The sequence below is a fragment of the Leptospira adleri genome (genome assembly GCF_002811985.1).
Lineage (GTDB): Bacteria > Spirochaetota > Leptospiria > Leptospirales > Leptospiraceae > Leptospira > Leptospira adleri.
The window spans coordinates 1-16473 of record NZ_NPDU01000006.1; the positions used below are offsets into that span (position 1 = coordinate 1).

Sequence of the window (16473 nt, forward strand, 5' to 3'; positions counted from 1 at the left end):
TCATACCTTGAGGCTTTGCAGAGTTTATCCGCTTCCTCATCTAAGAGAGCGTTCAGCGTTTCTTCCACTGAGCCTCTTACGAGTTCGCTCAAGTCTTTCTTGAGCTGGGTCTCATCCACCTGGATTACTTTCAGGTGCGCTTTTTCTTCTTCTGCCCTCATTGGGGGGTTCTCCTTTTTTTGAATTTGATCGCTACAAACTCAATCGGCAAGGAGAGCCTTCTCATTCATTCTTAAATCTGCGAAAATTTTAGGACGTTATCAAGAAAATTCCTTACATCTATTTATTCGGTATCAATGAATCTTTTTTTATCTGAATAGAATAAGTTTAAAAAATTGAAAGTGTACTGTGTTTCAGGACTCTTTTCGTTAATAATCAAGGAGTTCCCGCAAAATTCCTGTTCACAAACCAAATTCCTGTCTTATTACAGGATGGTTTTTCAGAAGATTGAGGGCTTTTTGAATTAATCTCTTCCCTGTCTCCGTATGATTCCAAACGTTCAGCCCTGACGGATGTGGCAACGGAACCCAATCCACTCTGACACCGTAGAGTTCCCGCGAAAACCTCCCTCCGATCACATCCTCTAGCTTATAATTACGGTTCTCAAAGAGCTGATCAATGGCAAGTTTCCCAATAGGAATGATCAATTGAGGTTTGTGAAAACGGACTTCGAATTCCAAAAACTCGGAACAATTCAGAACTTCTTCCGGGCTCGGTTTTCGATCTCCGCTTTTGGCCTTCCCCGGAAAACATCTGCAAACCGCAGACATATTGACTTTCTTCCGAAAGGCTTCCTCATCGATTCCGATTTTTTGAAACCAACCGAAAAGAGTTTTACCCGCCGTATAAGAAAAAGGTCTTCCGAATTTTTCTTCGTGAATTCCCGGCGCTTGACCGACGCTGATGATTTTCGAAGACGGAACACAGCCGTGAACCGGTTTCCCTTCCATTTTGGGGCATTTTGCGCAGTTCAGAAGATTGTTTAGATGTTTGGAATATTCTATTTTCTTTTTATTCATTCTCGAAGGGAGATCAATTGAGGAGGATGTTCATCGCGTCTTTGAGGGTTCCCGTCACGCGGATCAGAGATTTTAACTTGGTCAATTCTAGGATCTTATTGACTTGAGAAGAAGGGGAGAACATGGCGATCCCGCCTTTTCCGATCTTTACAAGTTTTGCATGCGTGCTCATAAAAACCGCAAGTCCGGAAGAATCGATATAACGAATGTTTTCCATGTTCACAAAAATATAAACAAAACCTTTGTCGATGAGGTCGAAAATTTTCTCCTTGAGCGCGTGCGCGGAGTAAAGATTGATTTCTCCGCTAATCTTCAGAGCGACGGCGTCTTTCGGAAAATCAATCGGGATATCTTCTTTCTGAAGATTTACGTTCAATTCGTTGACTGAAAAATCCACATCCTCACCGTCGAGGTCCAGAGAATCATCTGCTCCCATCTCTTTTCTCCCTTAGTTCAAATGAAGTTCTTTGATTAGAATTCTTTGACGCCGTCTGAAATTCGGAAAGTATAAAGTTGCGGTTCTTTTCTGAATTCTTTCCGATAGAGCGTTTTTATTTTCTCAAACAGTATATCTTTTCTACCATTTTTGTCCAGTATCAAAACGCAACCTCCGAAACCGCCGCCGATCATCCTCGCGCCGAGAACTCCTTCTTTCCTTAAGTGTTCGACTATAAAATCCGATTCTTCACACGAGACTTCGTAATCTTTAGAGAGGGAATTGTGGCATTCAAAGAGAATTTCTCCCACGATTTCGGCGTTTCCGTTTTTTAAGTATTCGATCGCTTTTGAGGTTCTTAGTCTTTCGGTAACGATGTGTTTCGCTCTTTTTTTCTCGATCGGATTTAAGCCGAAGGATTCGTTTTCCAAGTCTTCCAACTCCGCTTGATAGAGATTTTTGAGAGAAGGTTTTCCTTTTTTAATCTTGGAGAATGCGGATTCAACTTCCATTCTTCTTTCGTTATAAGCGCTGTCTTTCAGAGAGTGTTTCACCTTGGAATCGATCAGATAGAATTCTGCGTCGTCCAAATGAATTTCGTGGTATTCGTATTTCAGAGTTTCTGTATCGAGCGAGATACAAAATCCCACTTTTCCGGTCGAGATGATAAACTGATCCATGATTCCGCAATTCACGCCGACGAATCGATTCTCCGCCCTTTGACCTAAGAGCGCGATCTCCTCTCTTTTGATTTTCCAAGAATGAATTTCTGAAAGCGCATACGCGATCGCCACTTCAAAGGCCGCAGAAGAGGAAAGTCCCGCGCCCTGCGGAATGTTCCCCCAGACTACCAAATCGAAAGGATCCGGTTCGAAGCCGAGCTTTCTGAATTCTTCGATGACTCCGAAGACATAATTTACCCAGGGACTTTTCGAATTGTAAGCAATGATCTTTGCCTCGATCTTTTCTCCGGATTCTGCGGAAAAAATTCTGAAAAAGGAGCCTCGGTTTTTACGAATCGCAATCCGAATGGAAACGTCGATCGCCGCGGGAAGAACGATTCCTCCGGCGTAGTCGACGTGTTCTCCGATGAGATTGATTCTTCCGGGAGCTGAGAAGAATCGGATCGGTTCTTCTTCGGGAGAGGATGAGAATTCTTTTTTAAGAATTTTTGTAAGTTCTTCTTTATCCATTGCGGTTTGTTTCTTTTAAAAATCCCGGAAAGATTGAATCGGAGTTCCTTTCACGTCAATCCTTCTCCGCATTTTTATCCTCTCTTTCGATTTGCTTTTTTCTTGCCCGGCATTTTCATTTTTCTAAACTGTTCAAGCGTTCCTTTTTTAGAATTTTTTCGGAAGAAGAATTCAAATCGAAGACCGCGGCTTTAGAACCGGAACCGATATAAATTTTAGAATCTTGGAATTCGACAAAACGAATCCGAGATGTAATAGAAAAAAGAGAATTTGTAATTCATTATGATCCGATTAGAAACAAGATTCGCTTCCTCGTTTATTCGTTCGCAAGAATTCGAACCCTTTTTGAAAGGGGCCGAGTCCGCGAGAAAGACGTTGCATTCTTTTCAAGGAAAGGGGAGCGAGTTTTTGGGTTGGCTGAATCTTCCGAACGAAATTCAAAATTCGGAAATAGAAAGAATCATACAAACCGCAGAGAGAATCCGTTCTTCTTCGGAGGTTGTTGTCGTGATCGGAATCGGAGGATCTTATCTTGGATCCCGAGCCGTCTTGGAAGCGAGCCTTCCTTTTTTCCGTTCTCCAAAAAAGGGAAATCCGGAAGTTATTTTTGCGGGACATCATTTAGAATCAAGATATCTTTCCGAGCTTCTCGATTATCTCAAAGACAGAGATTTTTCCGTCAATGTCATTTCCAAGTCCGGAACTACGACGGAACCGGCGATTGCGTTTCGACTTTTCTGGGATCTTCTCGTAAGAAAATACGGAGATGGGGCGGCTTCGAGAGTGGTCGCAACGACGGATTCCAGAAAAGGCGCGCTGAAAACATTTGCTGACGCGGAAGGATTCGATAGTTTTGCGATCCCGGATTCCGTAGGCGGAAGATATTCCGTTTTGACTCCGGTTGGATTGTTTCCTCTTGCGGTTGCCGGAATTCCGATTCGAAAATTTATATTAGGATTTCAGAATATTCTTGAGGGCTTACATTCGGAAACGGACGCGCTCCTAAATCCGGCGACACACTACGCCGCTCTCAGAAATTATTTTTTATCCTCGGGAAGATATGTGGAGGTATTAGCGAATTTTAATCCTTCTCTTCGTTATCTTTCGGAATGGTGGAAGCAGTTGTTCGGAGAAAGTGAAGGAAAGGAAAACAAAGGGATTTTCCCCGCGTCCATGGACTTCACCACAGATCTCCATTCTTTAGGTCAATATGTGCAGGAGGGAAAACGAATCCTATTTGAGACCGTTTTGAGTCCCGCCGAGATCCATTCGGATCTGACTCTTACTTCCACAAAGGAGAATCTGGATTCTTTGAACTTTCTGGCGGGCAGCACGATCGGACACGTAAACGAACAGGCTCGCTTGGGAACACTTCTCGCGCACGCCGACGGCGGTGTTCCTTGTTTGGAACTGATTTTCCCGGATATGACACCCGAATCTTTGGGAGAGATTATGTATTTTTTTGAATATTCTTGTGCGGTTTCCGGATATGCTTTGGGCGTAAATCCTTTCGACCAACCGGGGGTGGAGGCATATAAGAAGAATATGTTCGCCCTCCTCCAGAAAGAGGGTTTTGAAAAGGAAGGAGAACTTCTCCGAAAAAGAATTCTCGGTAACTAAATCTCCGTAATCAAATCGTGTTAGTTTTTCTCTCCGAATTCAAAGGGAAAGAGATCTTTTCGTTGAATTTTTATTTACTGCTTGACACTTTTTAAAATTTAGTGCGCGATGAGGTTATGAAGGGGCAAAGAAACAAAATCGGTTATCCTCTAACCGCTTGCGCGCTTGCGTTTTTGTTTCTATTATTTTCTTTTGCTTCTTCCAGCAATCTTCCTGGGAAGTTGCCTACCCAAAAACAAACAATAGACGGGATTGAATCCGAATACAAAGAGCAAGTTCAGTTAGAAGAGGAATCCGAATTCCTTTTCAGCTTTCTGTCTCTTACCCATAAAAACATTTTATTCGTATTCAAGGGCAAAATAACTTCCCTCCAGGATAGGTTCCAATTCCACTTCTGTAACATCCAAACTCTAAACCTGCTGAATTTACCTCCGCCCGTCGTTTCTTAACTAGTCTCTTTTCTAGTTTTGTTCTCAGGGGGAAATATGTCCTACAGTCCAGTTCGAGTTGTGTCTTCCATTGACGATTCTACTTTTCTCGTCGAGTTTTTGACCAAGAGATCTTCTTCTCTTTTCAAATTCTTAGGGCAAGGGGATCGAAATGTTGCTTCAACTGTCGGTCTCGAGCGATTTTCCCTACTTCGAGGATTTTTAGGAAAACGTGGGGAGTTCCCGCAAACCTCTCTTCACAAAAGGAGTTCCCACTTCGGAATTTCTTTCATCGATTTTGTCCTTATTACTGTTTGCAACTTACGGATCTCCAAATTGTGCCAATCCCGGTCTTGGGAAACTACTCATTCCCAAGATTGGGGTTGGCATTCTTTTTTAGGAACCGATCACTTTTGAATATAAAGAAATCCTAAGAGGTTTTTGAGCCGGAACGGAAACATAAACTTCCGAGGATTTCTTTTTCCTGACTGATTTAAAAATAGGTTTTCTTTCTTTAAAAACTGGGATACTTTTTCGTGGGAATTTTTTTCCGAAAGCGAAATGGATCAAGAATTTAAAAGATGGACCCGCCTTCTCAGAGCGATCGAGGCCGGCAAGAGAATCGAATTGACCGGATACATTCTCAACGATTGTTTCCGCCTGAATCTTGAAAAATTTCTAAAACTCTGTCTCGAAAATTACAACAAGGCCGACCTTACACCGGTAGTCTATTCCGTGATTCAGGAGATGCTCTTGCGATCCGCGATGTCCAATCTTCGCGAAGTCTTTGCTTCCGAAAGAGGGCTGGATCTGACGGATGAAAGTCAATACAAAGCCGGTGAGGAAGAATTCAGAAAATTCTTAAATACGTTCGATCCGAAAGCGGTCCGAGAATCCTTAAAAGAAAAAGGACTCTTTCTAAAAGTTACGATTTATCACAACGACACGGGATTGGCCGCGGAAGTATTACATAATTCTAAAATGCTCCCCTTCATAGAAGAACGTCTGAGACGATATCTATCGGCGGCAATGGAATTTAAGAATTTGATGGAATACTACGATCTTTATCCGGAAGATTCCGAAGGAAGAGATATTGGACTTGCGCTTTCGATCTTGATGCTTCGGGAAACCGGATTGAAACCGGAGCTCCTTAGGATCGGTTCGGGACCGGATGTTCAAACTTCCCGCCTTGAAGTTCCATTTGGAGAAGAATACCGGAGTATTCGAAAAAAAATTCTGAACGACGAAGACATCCTTCCGTTTCCGAAGGAAGTCCATGAAGAATCCGAATTACCCTGGAAAACGAGTCATTGCAGTTATTGCGGAAGAACCGTCGATGATCGGATTTTTTTCTCCGAAATTCCGAAAGACATTCAGCTTAAAAATGTTCCGGAACCGATTCGAGTCGGAAACGGAATTTGCGCTTGGTGCCTTTCTTCCTATCTTTGATCAGAAAAGATCGCAGAATTTTAAAAATTCTTTCCACTTAGGATTCATTTTTTCTGAGAAATCAACATCCTTTAGAGAAATGTAATATTCTTTTTCTCCTAAATCGAGAGCTTCTCCCGGAAATAATTCTCCGCCTAATCTGCGTTTTTCGGACAATTCTTTAAAGATTTGGGACAGATCAGCGAAAGTTTCCGGCTCGATATTTTTCAAAACGGAACTATTCAGAACCGAAATTCCCGTATAAAATAAATTTCCATTGCCGAAGCGGATATTTCCGTCTTCCAAATCGAGTCCCGTGTAATTTGCGGAATCCGGTCGAGGAAGCAAATAAAGAATACAATCTTTGTTTTTCAGAGCGACTGGAAGTTGAAAGTTCCGGTCCGGAAAATAAAGAAAATCAGGATTGATGATTCCGATCGTTTCGCCCATCCATCCGGCTTTCTCCAAGCCGGTTCGAATTCCGCCGGCGGTTCCTAAGATTTCTTTTTTTTCCTCGGAAAAGATCAAAGGAAAAAGGGAGAATTTTTTCAACGCTTCTCGAATCTTTTCTCCGCGGTAGTGAAGATTGATCACGGCTCCTTCCGCGTTTTGAATCCAAGCATGAAAAAGCGCGTAGTAGATCAACGGAATCCCGTCGACCGGAAGCAACGGCTTCGGAAGATTTTCGGTCAATTCTTTCATTCTGGTTCCGAAACCGGCCGCTGGTATGAAAAATTTCAAGAAGGAGTTCCCGCTTACTTGTTTTTAATAAAAGAATAATTGGACAAAAGCTCTTCTTTGAGAAGATGAAAGAAAACAAAAAGCTGATCCGGGAACAATCCGGCTTGAACGATTTCAACAAGATTATCCAGACAACTGAGAATGCTTTCCCTGTATTTATCCATCTTTTTATCCGAAACCAGATAAAAATAAGAACCCAGAGCCTTGTAAGAACGTTGAAGACACTGAAGATAATAACATTCTTTGGAACGGGGATAATTCTGATCGCCTAACTTTATAAAAAGTTGATAGAGCCCTTGTCTCATCGCGAACGGGATCGGTCTGTATGCGTCGTAAAGGATACTCGCGAGATCGTAAAAAGGAGTTCCCATTCTCGCGTCCTGAAAATCAATCATACAAATTTCATTTTGGGAATCGATCAGAAGATTCCGTCCGTGAAAGTCCCTGTGACAGAAAACTTTCACCGGATATTCCGCCAAATACGCAGAGGCTTCTTCGATAAAGATCTTCACTTCGCTTCTCAATTGCGTCTGAAGCTGAAATTGTTTCTGGAATTTTAGAAAATTAAAATATGTGAATTCGCTTTCGAAGTGAAATTTTTCGACGTCGAACTCTCGTGAACTCACCGGGGGCATCGGATCCGTTTTTTGAAGTCTTACGAGAATTTCCAGGGACTTGACGAGCCAGTCCCTGTATTCCACGTCGTCCTTAACCGAAGTAAGATCGTTCTCTCCTCCGTCGGACATTAGAATAAGGTAATGAATCAGATCCTTTTTGATTATCTCGGGCACTTTAAAATTTTCATGGCTTAGGAAGTCCGCGATCTCGACAAAGTCGTGCTGAAATCGAACGTCCTTACAAAGGATCAGAGTTTGATCCGGATATTGTACTCGGAAATATTTTCTTTCCGAGGCTTCCAAAGTAATGGGGGTTATTTTCTCCGGGAGTTTTCCGGAAAGTTGTAAAAACTTTAATTCTGTATCGGTCAGGGAAATGGAAGCGTTCATAATTCTATTTATACCTTGTCCGGAAATACCAGACGAAACTCGGTTCCGGAGTTCGGCTCCGATTCGATTTCGATTCTGATTCCGTATTGATCCGCGATTTCTTTTGCAACGAACATTCCTAAGCCGGTTCCTTTCCCGATCCCTTTGGTAGTGAAGTAAGGCTGATATATTTTTTGAATCACTTCTTCGTTCATTCCGATTCCATCGTCTATGATCGAAACGATCGGATGATGATTTCTAATATGTACCGAAATCGTAATGTTTCCTCGGTTGCCCGTCGCGTCCGCAGAATTGAGCATGATGTTCGACAATAAAAGGGAGAGCTGATCCTGATTCGATTCCACTAAGACCGGAGTCGGCTCGGGCCTAAAATGAATCTGGCAGTTTTTCAGACGCGACGTCTTTTGAAATACGTCGATCACACTTTCCACCGAATCGTTGAGATTGATCGGTTCCGAATGTTTTTTAAGACTTTCTCCCGGTTTTCCGAGTTGAAGAAGGTTGTTGGTCAGGGTTTTTAATTTGATCAACTGACCCCAAGTGATCTGGATCGCCTTTTGTCGAATTGAGTCCGTAGAATCCGGAAGTTTCGCGATTTCAATGTGGCCTTGTATCGCCGTGAGAGAATTGTTAATTTCATGTCCTATGCTGGAAGCGAGCGTCGAAAGAAACGCTCTTCTTTCCGCGTCGATGAGCTTTTCGGAAATTAAAAGTTTGTTCGTGATATCTCTTGCGATTCCAGTGTAATAGGTCTGACCTTCCACGTCGTAGTAACAGATGGAAATGTCATAGGTTCTTACTTCGCCGCTTTTGCTTTTAAGGTCCGAGTGGCTGACTCTTGCGAACTGTTTTTTTCCTTTTCTTTTTAAAAGGAGCGCGACCTTTTCCATGTAAAGATTTTCTTTTCCAGGAGGAATCAGGAGCCCTATATGTTTGCCTACTATTTCCTCTTCTTTGTAGCCGAACGCGTTAAGCGCAGCTTGATTTAGACTGGAGAATTTAAGATCCTGATCGAGGGTTATCACGCAGTCGCTCGTTGCGTTAAGAATATTATAATTTTGTAAATAAAGATCTTTCGCTCTTTGTGCGAGTTTTGTGTTTTCGGTCGTGGATTGAATCAGAGATTGTGTGTGTTTGTCTCTTGATTCTTTTTCGATTTTGGCTTTTTCCAAAACTTCCAGGATATTGGTCCTTCTTATCGGTTTTGAAATGTAGTCGAAAGCGCGGTTTCTCACGGCTTCTTCCGCGGTTGTGAGATCCGGGTTCCCGGTCATCAAAATGACGGGAATATTCTCGTTGATCTTTCTGATTTCTTTTGCGACTTCGATTCCGTTTTTTCCGTTCATCACGATGTCGGAGATGACGACGTCGATTTCGTTGTTGCGGATGATTTCGATGGCGGAGTCGTAGTCTTTAGCGAGGAAAACGTGATAACCTTCCCGAGAGATGACTCTTTCAAGAACCGTTCGGATATCCGATTCGTCGTCTATAACGAGTACTGATGTATACTTAGATTCCATCGGACTTAGATTCTTACCTCTAAGAAGATCCTTAATTTACCAAAAAATCTTTTCTATATGGGAAGGCGAATCAAAACCCTAGTTCCGTTCTCAGGAGAAGAATCCAAAGAGATGGTCCCGTTGTGTTCCGAGATAATCCTCTGGGAGATGGCTAATCCTAAACCGGTTCCTTGTTTGCCTCTTCTCGTAGTAAAGAGAGGTAGGAACGCCTTATCAAGAACTTCTTTACTCATTCCGGGTCCGTTATCCGAAATCATAAAAAGAATTCCGTCCCTGTTCAGATGAAATTCTTTGCGAGCGGTGATCGTAATTTTCGGGTTGGCCGGTTTATTTTCCATCTCGGAGATAGCGTTGATCGAATTTACCAAACAATTGATCAGGACTTGTTCGATTTCCTGCCAAGCAACTCGAATCTTCGGAAGATCGGGGCTCGCGATCCGTTTTAATTCGATTCCGTTTTTCTTGCAGGAAACTTCGATCAACTCGCAGGCTCTCAGGAGAATATAATAAGGAGAAATCAGTTCTTTTTCTCTGGCGACGGTTCTTCCCAAATCCAAAAGCGATTTGATCAGATCTCGAATTCGAATGCTCGCGGCTTCGATTCTTTTGTAGATCTTGAGTCTTTCGTTCGGATCGGATTCTTCGGCTTCGATGAGATCTTCTAAATAGAGAAGGCTCGCCTGAAGAGGGTTGTTCACTTCGTGCGCGATCCCCGCCGCCAATTCTCCGATGGAAGCGAAACGTGCGGTCTCGTAGAGTTGTTTGTCCAAAAGTTTTGTCTGAGTCACGTCGGAGAAGATTAGCATCACCGCTTCTCCGTCCTCTCTGTATTTTTTAAGAGGAAGAATTTTGATGGAGAAAAAGTTTTCTTCTCCTTCGATAAATTGAATCGGAAGATCCAAGAAGACCGCGCGTTGGGAGGAAAGACAATTTTCGATTCCTCTTTTGAGTTCGTCGGAAACCCTTTTTACGAAAAGAGAGAAAAAGTCTTCGCCCGGATTGACGTTTAGGATTTGGAAAAGAAGAAATTTGAGAATCGGGGCCACTTCCAAAATGATTCCAGCGGGAGTAAGGATGACGATCCCGTTGTTCATCGCGGAGAAAAGATTCCGAAGTTTTATTTCTGAGGAACGAATGAGTTCTTCGTTTTTCTTTTGTTCCGAAATATCCAAAAGGAGAAGAATGGTTCCGATGGAATTTCCGTATTCGTCCCGAATTCTGGAGGAAGCGAGAAGCATCGGAGCTTCTATGTCCGGAAAAATTTTCATCTTGATCTCGGTTCTGAATTCTTCTTTGGAGAAACGATCGATGACTTCCTGGTCGAGGTTCAAAAATTCCCCGATATAGAGATCGATGAAATCTTCTTTATAAACTCCTAATATTCTCTCTAAACTCCTGTTTCCGTAAGTGATAAAACCTTCGTCGTCCGTGGAGATGAGAGGAACCTCGATCGAGTTTAGAAGAGCGCCTTGAAACTGGAGTTTTTTCGAGTTTTCGATTCTGGTTCTTTCCGTTTTTGCGTTTTGAAGAGAAGTGTGGACGTCGGAAATGATTTCTTCGTAGAGGAAATTTTCGCCCGAGTCGAAAGCCATTCCTTCGAGCGAAAGAATTTCGATTCCTCCTAAAAGTTTTTCCTTGTCTCTGATTCCGATGGAAAGACTTCTTCGAAACTTATGATCGGAAAAGATGGATTCCCAATCCTGATACTTACCGTTTCCGAATTCGTGGATGATGAAATTCTCCTTCGAATCGATGAGGTTTCGCATCGGAAAAGTAGAATCGGAGTCGATGAAAGAATGGATCTTTTGTTTTAGATCCGGGTTGATATCTTTTTGTCCGAGGACTTGGAGTTCTCCGTCTTTAAGAAAAAAAGCCCAGACTAAAAAGTAATGCGGATTTTCCTTAAGAGTATCGCAGAGTTTTTGAAAGACGAGACTTTCAGATGTCAGATAACGCAGGTTTTGTCTCAGAAGCCGAAGGGTTCTTAAAACACTTTGCATGTAGTAGAGACGAAGTTCGGTTTGTTGGATTTCGGAGCGATCCGTAAAATAAAATAAGAAAACGTCCTTCCCGAGAAAATTGGAAGTGTTTACCGTAAAGTTGACTAACTTTCTTTCTCCGTTTTTATCTCTGAGTTGCCAGTAAACTTTGAGGGGTTCGTTCCGTTTGATCGTGAGTGTTTCCCGAGGTTGAGTGGGACTAGGCAAGATGAAATCCAAGGGTTTGCCTCTGAGTTCGTCGACGGAATAATTTAAGAGTCTTTCTAAGGAAGGATTGAGATAGAGGATTGTTTCTGTTTCCGTATCCAGCGCGAGGATTCCCTCTTTCACGGGATAGAAGAAAGAATGGAGAACTGAGAGTAAAGATTCAGGCATTCTGATTCCAGTTCAATCGGTGGGATATCTTCGATTCGGCCGATAAAAGTTCAAACGTCTTTGTCGTATTCGAATCTACATTGAATTTCGGCGGATTCCGATTCTTTGCAAGAACTAATTCAGATTCCCGGCTACGTAAGGATTTACAACAAGAAAGAGGATGGAATTTTTGTTCTAAATGTCGTCCAAAAAATTCATTCCGATCGGTAGATTGAAATTATCGGATCGAGACGGAATCAAAAGACAATTCTAAAATTAAAAATCGGCTTTTATGAAATCATTGTTCAGTTTCTTTCTCGCATATTACAATTGGAAAAAAAGAAATTACATGAAGAAGGTTCTCGGATTCCGAGAACTCGAAGTGGAAATCGGCGGCAACTCGGTTTATTTTTTGGAAAAGAATCCCGAGAAACGAAAGGCGATTCTTTTGATACACGGACTCTTGGATTCCGCGACCGGTTTGAGAAGACTTGCTCCTAAGATTCGGCAGGATTACCGGATTCTTATCCCCGACATTCCCGGATTTGGAAAGAGCAAACTTCCGGATCTGAAATATCTCTATCAAGTGGACGTCTTCGGGGATTTGATCTACGAAGCGATCCGGAAGATGGATCTCGAAGAACTCGTGTTAGGCGGTCATTCGATGGGGGCCTTGATCGCAATGCACATCGCACTCGGTGATCGGGAAGGAAGAATTTCCAAGTTGGTTTTGATCGCTCCCGGCGGGATTCCTCATCCGAAGAGAGACGAGATGAAGGAACTCTTGTTTCCGAAGACGGAAGAGGACATGTTGAAACTCATCGAAGCGCTTTATTACGAAACTCCCGAGTTGCCGGGAAGAATCGCAAGAAGGGCCTTGATTCAATCTTGGAACGAACTTCCAAATCAATTTTTGACGATCAATACTTTGGAGAGGGAAGAAGAAATCTTCTTGGGAAAAAAGTTAGGCGATATCAAAATTCCGGCGTTGATCGTATCAGGAAAAGAAGATCCGATCACGGACGCGTCGATGACAAAAAAGCTGCATTTTTACTTAAAAAAAAGCAAACTCGTTTTTATACCGGGTGCGAAACACGCGATTCACATGGAGAGGTCCGATGAACTTTCTTTGGAGATCAACCGGTATCTGAATTAGATACCATTAAAGATTTCTTTGACCGCTTTGATAACGTCCTGAATGTCTTCTTCCTTCATACCCGGGAAAAGGGGAAGGGAAAGAGATCGGGAATACATCGCGTTCGAATTCGGAAAGTGATCTTTCTTATATTCGTAACGGGCGCTGTAGAAAGGATGTTCGAAAAGAGGAATGAAATGAAGGCTCGAACCTATATTCCGTTTTTTTAATTCGGAAGCGAAGATATCCCTATCGATCTTGGAGGAAGCGCGATCGACTTCCACTCGAAAGAGATGCCAGGAATGTTCCCCGTCCGGAGCGGAAAGCGGAAGATGAAGAAAGGGAAGCTCCGCGAATTCTTTTTTGTAGAGCTCCGCGATTTCGATTCTTCTTTTCCAGAGATCGTCCGCTTCGGAGAGTTGAACGATTCCCAGAGCCGCGGCGACGTCGGTCATATTGTATTTGAAGCCGGGAGAAACTACTTCGTAGTACCAGCCTGGACGATCGTAAGTTTCGCGGTTGATTCCGTGAAGACGCATGAGTTTGATTCTTTCTGCAAAGTGGGAATGATTTGTGGTAACCATTCCTCCTTCTCCGGTCGTGATTCCTTTGGTCGCGTAAAAGCTGAAGACGGTGAAGTCGCCGAAGGTTCCGATCTTTCTTCCTTTGTGAACCGCAGGGAATGCGTGGGCCGCGTCTTCTATTACATAAAGATGATATTCTTTTGCGATTTTTAAAATTCCCTCCATGTCGCAGATAACGCCTGCTAGATGGACAGGAAGAATCGCTCTCACGGTTTTACCCGTTTTTTTATGAAGGAGGGATCCGTTTTGATAAATACATTCTCTCTCGATCGTAGCACGGAGAGTTTCCGGAGTCATGAGATTGAAGATCGGATCCACGTCCGTGAGGATCGGCTCCGCGTCGAAGTAGCAGATCACCTCCGCTGTGGCGGTGAAAGTGACAGCCGGACAGATTGCGGCGTCGCCTCGACTCATACCGATCGCTTCGAGGGCGAGGTGGAGACCGGCGGTCGCAGAGTTCAGTGCAAGAGCGTAGTCGGCGCCCGTGTAACGGGCAAATTCTTCTTCGAATTCTTTGACTTTGGGTCCAGAGGTGATCCAACCGGAACGAAGGACAGAGGAGACTTCTTCGATCGCTCTCTCCGAGATGGAAGGAAGCGCGAAGGGAAGAAAGGTTTTGCGAGCTGTGATCATATCGGACATAACCCCCGGTGCATTCTTAAACTTCGGCAGATTTTGATTTTTCCTGAGTCGGAAATTACTTTGAAGTGAGGAAAAGTGCGGGAACTCCCGTAGATTTTTCGGCCGCATCCTGCGTGATGGGAGCTTCGAGGAAGATCCGCAGAGGAAAAGAAGGAGTTCCTACTTTAGATCCGCAGGACCGGGCCATTCCGGGCTCGCGGAGTCCCGCTCGGTCCTGACGGACCAAGCCCTTCATGTCCCTTGCGGGTGGAAAAAGACCGAAGCGACACTTTGGAGACGGAAGGAATGCGGGAACTCCACAGGTTTCGAAGAGGATAGGCAAACTGGAGCAGAATGTCTTACTGAAAAAGTAGGAACTCCTTCTTTTCTTTCAAAAAAAATGTCGTCCCGGAACTCGGAAAACGATCTACGAGCCTCGAAAGCGCGGGAGTTCCCGCGTTCAATTCAGAATTGAAATCTTTCGGTAGGAAATATATTTTGCCTTAGTGGCTCTAACATTTGGAGAGATCTTAGAAAGAATCCGGATCATCGATCGAGATGTAACCGAACTCAGCCGTCTCAAGTCCAGACTTCCCGCAGACCGTCCTTATTCTTCTTCCCTTCAGATATCTTTTGATAAACAGATCAACGAACTCTTGAACGAAAGAGTCGGCCTCATGGAACTCGAGGTCTTGGATCCGCCCTCCTGGATTCTAGGAGTTCCCACAGTCGGAGTTCCGCACGAAACACCGGTGCCGATCAAGGGCCTTTTTCCGTCCGGAGATCTATCAAAAGAAAAACCGGACGACCAAGACGTAATCAATTTTCTCAGAGAACTTCCAAAGACCGAGATCCACCTTCACCTTGAGGCTTGTGTGAACAAAGACACGATGAAACAACTCATGGCGAAGAATGGAATCAGCGTAACCGACGAAGAGTTCGAGGCGAAATTCAACTTCAAGGATCTCAACGGATTTATTCAGGTATTCTTCTTCATTCAATCGCTCGTGAAAGAACCCGCGGACTTTTCCTACTTCGTGGGAAGTCTGGCCGAATACATGCGGGCGAACAATATCGTTTATACCGAAGTGTTTTTTGCTCCTTCCAAATTCATTCAGAACGGACTCGACTTCGACGAAATGGTCGACTACCTCGTAAATCGAATTCGAGAGGAAAAAAATAACGACGGAATCACAATACGCCTGTTAGTCGACGTCTCCAGATCGTTCGGACCGGAGAACGCGATGAACAATCTCAATCGAGTTCTCAAACTCAGACATCCCGAAGTGATCGGAATCGGATTGGGCGGCGCCGAACTTATGGGACCTGCGAGAGACTATCAGGAAGTTTTCCAAAAAGCGAGAGAAGCCGGACTTCGCGTCGTTGCCCACTCCGGAGAAGACGACGGACCTTGGGCGATCTGGGAAGCCGTGGAACTTCTCAAAGCCGAAAGGATCGGACACGGAACTTCGGCGATCCAAGATCCGGAACTCGTCCGTTATCTGAGGGAAAAACATATCCCGATCGAGATTTGTGTGACGTCTAACGTGTTCACCGGGAAATACGTCCGCAAAGAACAAAATCACCCCGTAAGATATTACTACGACCAGGGGCTTCCTCTCAGCGTCAACACGGACGATCCTGAAATTTTCAACGTCAATCTGACTTACGAGTATTTCAAACTCTGGAGATTTTTGGATTTCTCGCTGGAGGAGATCGTCGATCTGATTCGTCAGGGAGTATTCGCGTCCTTTCATCCGAATAAGGAGACTCTCTGGGCGGAGATGGAAAAGAAAATCAACGTCGTAAAAGCAAGATACGGACTTAAAAAGTAATTCTTCCTAAGTTTTTAATATCTCTATTCTATATTCTTCTTTTTTAATTTTCCAATTTAAGAATCGAATATAAATTCTTTATTTTCGATCCGAATTCTTCTTTTCGAATCGTTTCTCATTCTGAAAAATCGAATCCATGCAGCCAAGAATCAATATCATAACTCTCGGAGTCGAGAATTTAGAAAAAGCGCTTCGCTTTTATCAGGAAGGTCTGGGATTTCCAAAAATGGAATTTGAAGGCGATATCGCCTTCTTCACGTTAAATGGAACCTGGTTTGCACTTTATCCTTGGGAGGAACTCGCAAAGGATATAGGGATTCCTTCCAAGGGAACCGGGTTTCGAGGATTCACGCTCGCGTATAACGGGACTTCAAAAAAGGAAGTGGACGAGGTGATCGCCAAGGCGGAGAAAGCGGGGGCAAAGATCGTGAAGCGACCTCAAGACGTTTTCTGGGGAGGATATTCCGGATATTTCGAAGACCCGGAAGGTTATTACTGGGAAGTGGCGTGGAATCCTATCTTTTATCCCGGACCGAAGGATCTCGGATAAGA

15 protein-coding genes and 1 pseudogene are annotated in these 16473 nt (G+C 43.7%); 7 read left to right on the forward strand and 9 right to left on the reverse strand.

From position 1 onward, the window contains the following. From CH376_RS24805 to galK, 4 genes and pseudogenes are all read right to left on the reverse strand, one after another. Positions 1–161 (reverse strand): annotated as a pseudogene (locus tag CH376_RS24805) (IS256 family transposase); the annotation flags it as partial. Positions 162–401: 240 nt separating this feature from the next. Then, positions 402–1019 (reverse strand): uracil-DNA glycosylase family protein, encoded by a 618-nt coding sequence (locus tag CH376_RS03280; protein WP_100787572.1) that lies wholly within the window; start codon positions 1017–1019, stop codon positions 402–404. A gap of 13 nt (positions 1020–1032) precedes the next feature. Then, positions 1033–1455, reverse strand: a complete 423-nt coding sequence (locus CH376_RS03285) for an STAS domain-containing protein (RefSeq protein WP_100787573.1) — start codon at positions 1453–1455, stop codon at positions 1033–1035. Positions 1456–1490: 35 nt separating this feature from the next. Next, the gene (gene galK, locus CH376_RS03290; RefSeq protein ID WP_100787574.1) at positions 1491–2648 is read right to left on the reverse strand and encodes a galactokinase; all 1158 of its coding nucleotides are present in this window, start codon (positions 2646–2648) and stop codon (positions 1491–1493) included. A gap of 282 nt (positions 2649–2930) precedes the next feature. Here galK and CH376_RS03300 point away from each other — a divergent pair, with 282 nt between their 5' ends. From CH376_RS03300 to CH376_RS03315, 3 genes are all read left to right on the forward strand, one after another. Then, entirely contained in the window at positions 2931–4268 is a 1338-nt protein-coding gene (locus CH376_RS03300) for a glucose-6-phosphate isomerase (RefSeq protein WP_100787576.1), read from the forward strand. 116 nt (positions 4269–4384) lie between these two features. Beyond that, the gene (locus tag CH376_RS03305; RefSeq protein ID WP_100787577.1) at positions 4385–4717 is read left to right on the forward strand and encodes a hypothetical protein; all 333 of its coding nucleotides are present in this window, start codon (positions 4385–4387) and stop codon (positions 4715–4717) included. A 540-nt stretch (positions 4718–5257) separates the two neighbouring features. Next, positions 5258–6145: a hypothetical protein gene (locus tag CH376_RS03315; protein WP_100787579.1), complete on the forward strand. Its 888-nt coding sequence runs from the start codon at positions 5258–5260 to the stop codon at positions 6143–6145. Here the strand turns inward: CH376_RS03315 and CH376_RS03320 are convergent, their stop codons facing one another. The 4 genes from CH376_RS03320 to CH376_RS03335 are packed head-to-tail and all read right to left on the reverse strand — an operon-like array spanning position 6146 to position 11767. Next, on the reverse strand, positions 6146–6865 hold the full coding sequence (locus tag CH376_RS03320; protein ID WP_100787580.1) for a sugar phosphate nucleotidyltransferase: 720 nt from the start codon (positions 6863–6865) through the stop codon (positions 6146–6148). A gap of 14 nt (positions 6866–6879) precedes the next feature. Beyond that, positions 6880–7872: an aminoglycoside phosphotransferase family protein gene (locus CH376_RS03325; protein WP_100787581.1), complete on the reverse strand. Its 993-nt coding sequence runs from the start codon at positions 7870–7872 to the stop codon at positions 6880–6882. Positions 7873–7880: 8 nt separating this feature from the next. Then, on the reverse strand, positions 7881–9392 hold the full coding sequence (locus CH376_RS03330) for a hybrid sensor histidine kinase/response regulator (RefSeq protein ID WP_100787582.1): 1512 nt from the start codon (positions 9390–9392) through the stop codon (positions 7881–7883). 53 nt (positions 9393–9445) lie between these two features. After that, complete coding sequence (locus CH376_RS03335; RefSeq protein ID WP_100787583.1) at positions 9446–11767, reverse strand: ATP-binding protein; 2322 nt, start codon at positions 11765–11767, stop codon at positions 9446–9448. Positions 11768–12095: 328 nt separating this feature from the next. Between CH376_RS03335 and CH376_RS03340 the strand changes: the two genes are divergently transcribed. Beyond that, the gene (locus tag CH376_RS03340) at positions 12096–12902 is read left to right on the forward strand and encodes an alpha/beta fold hydrolase (RefSeq protein ID WP_243394850.1); all 807 of its coding nucleotides are present in this window, start codon (positions 12096–12098) and stop codon (positions 12900–12902) included. Here the strand turns inward: CH376_RS03340 and CH376_RS03345 are convergent. Beyond that, positions 12899–14107, reverse strand: coding sequence for a DegT/DnrJ/EryC1/StrS family aminotransferase (locus tag CH376_RS03345; RefSeq protein WP_207767213.1), 1209 nt, complete (start codon positions 14105–14107; stop codon positions 12899–12901). The two genes, CH376_RS03340 and CH376_RS03345, sit on opposite strands and share 4 nt — an antisense overlap. Positions 14108–14172: 65 nt before the next feature. Between CH376_RS03345 and CH376_RS24190 the strand changes: the two genes are divergently transcribed. From CH376_RS24190 to CH376_RS03360, 3 genes are all read left to right on the forward strand, one after another. Continuing rightward, positions 14173–14325: a hypothetical protein gene (locus CH376_RS24190; protein WP_165783619.1), complete on the forward strand. Its 153-nt coding sequence runs from the start codon at positions 14173–14175 to the stop codon at positions 14323–14325. Positions 14326–14592: 267 nt separating this feature from the next. Next, positions 14593–15921 (forward strand): adenosine deaminase, encoded by a 1329-nt coding sequence (gene add / locus CH376_RS03355; protein WP_100787586.1) that lies wholly within the window; start codon positions 14593–14595, stop codon positions 15919–15921. Positions 15922–16057: 136 nt separating this feature from the next. Then, positions 16058–16471 carry a VOC family protein gene (locus tag CH376_RS03360; RefSeq protein ID WP_100787587.1) on the forward strand — a complete coding sequence of 138 codons (414 nt, stop codon included), beginning with the start codon at positions 16058–16060 and terminating at the stop codon, positions 16469–16471. Positions 16472–16473: the final 2 nt, after the last annotated feature.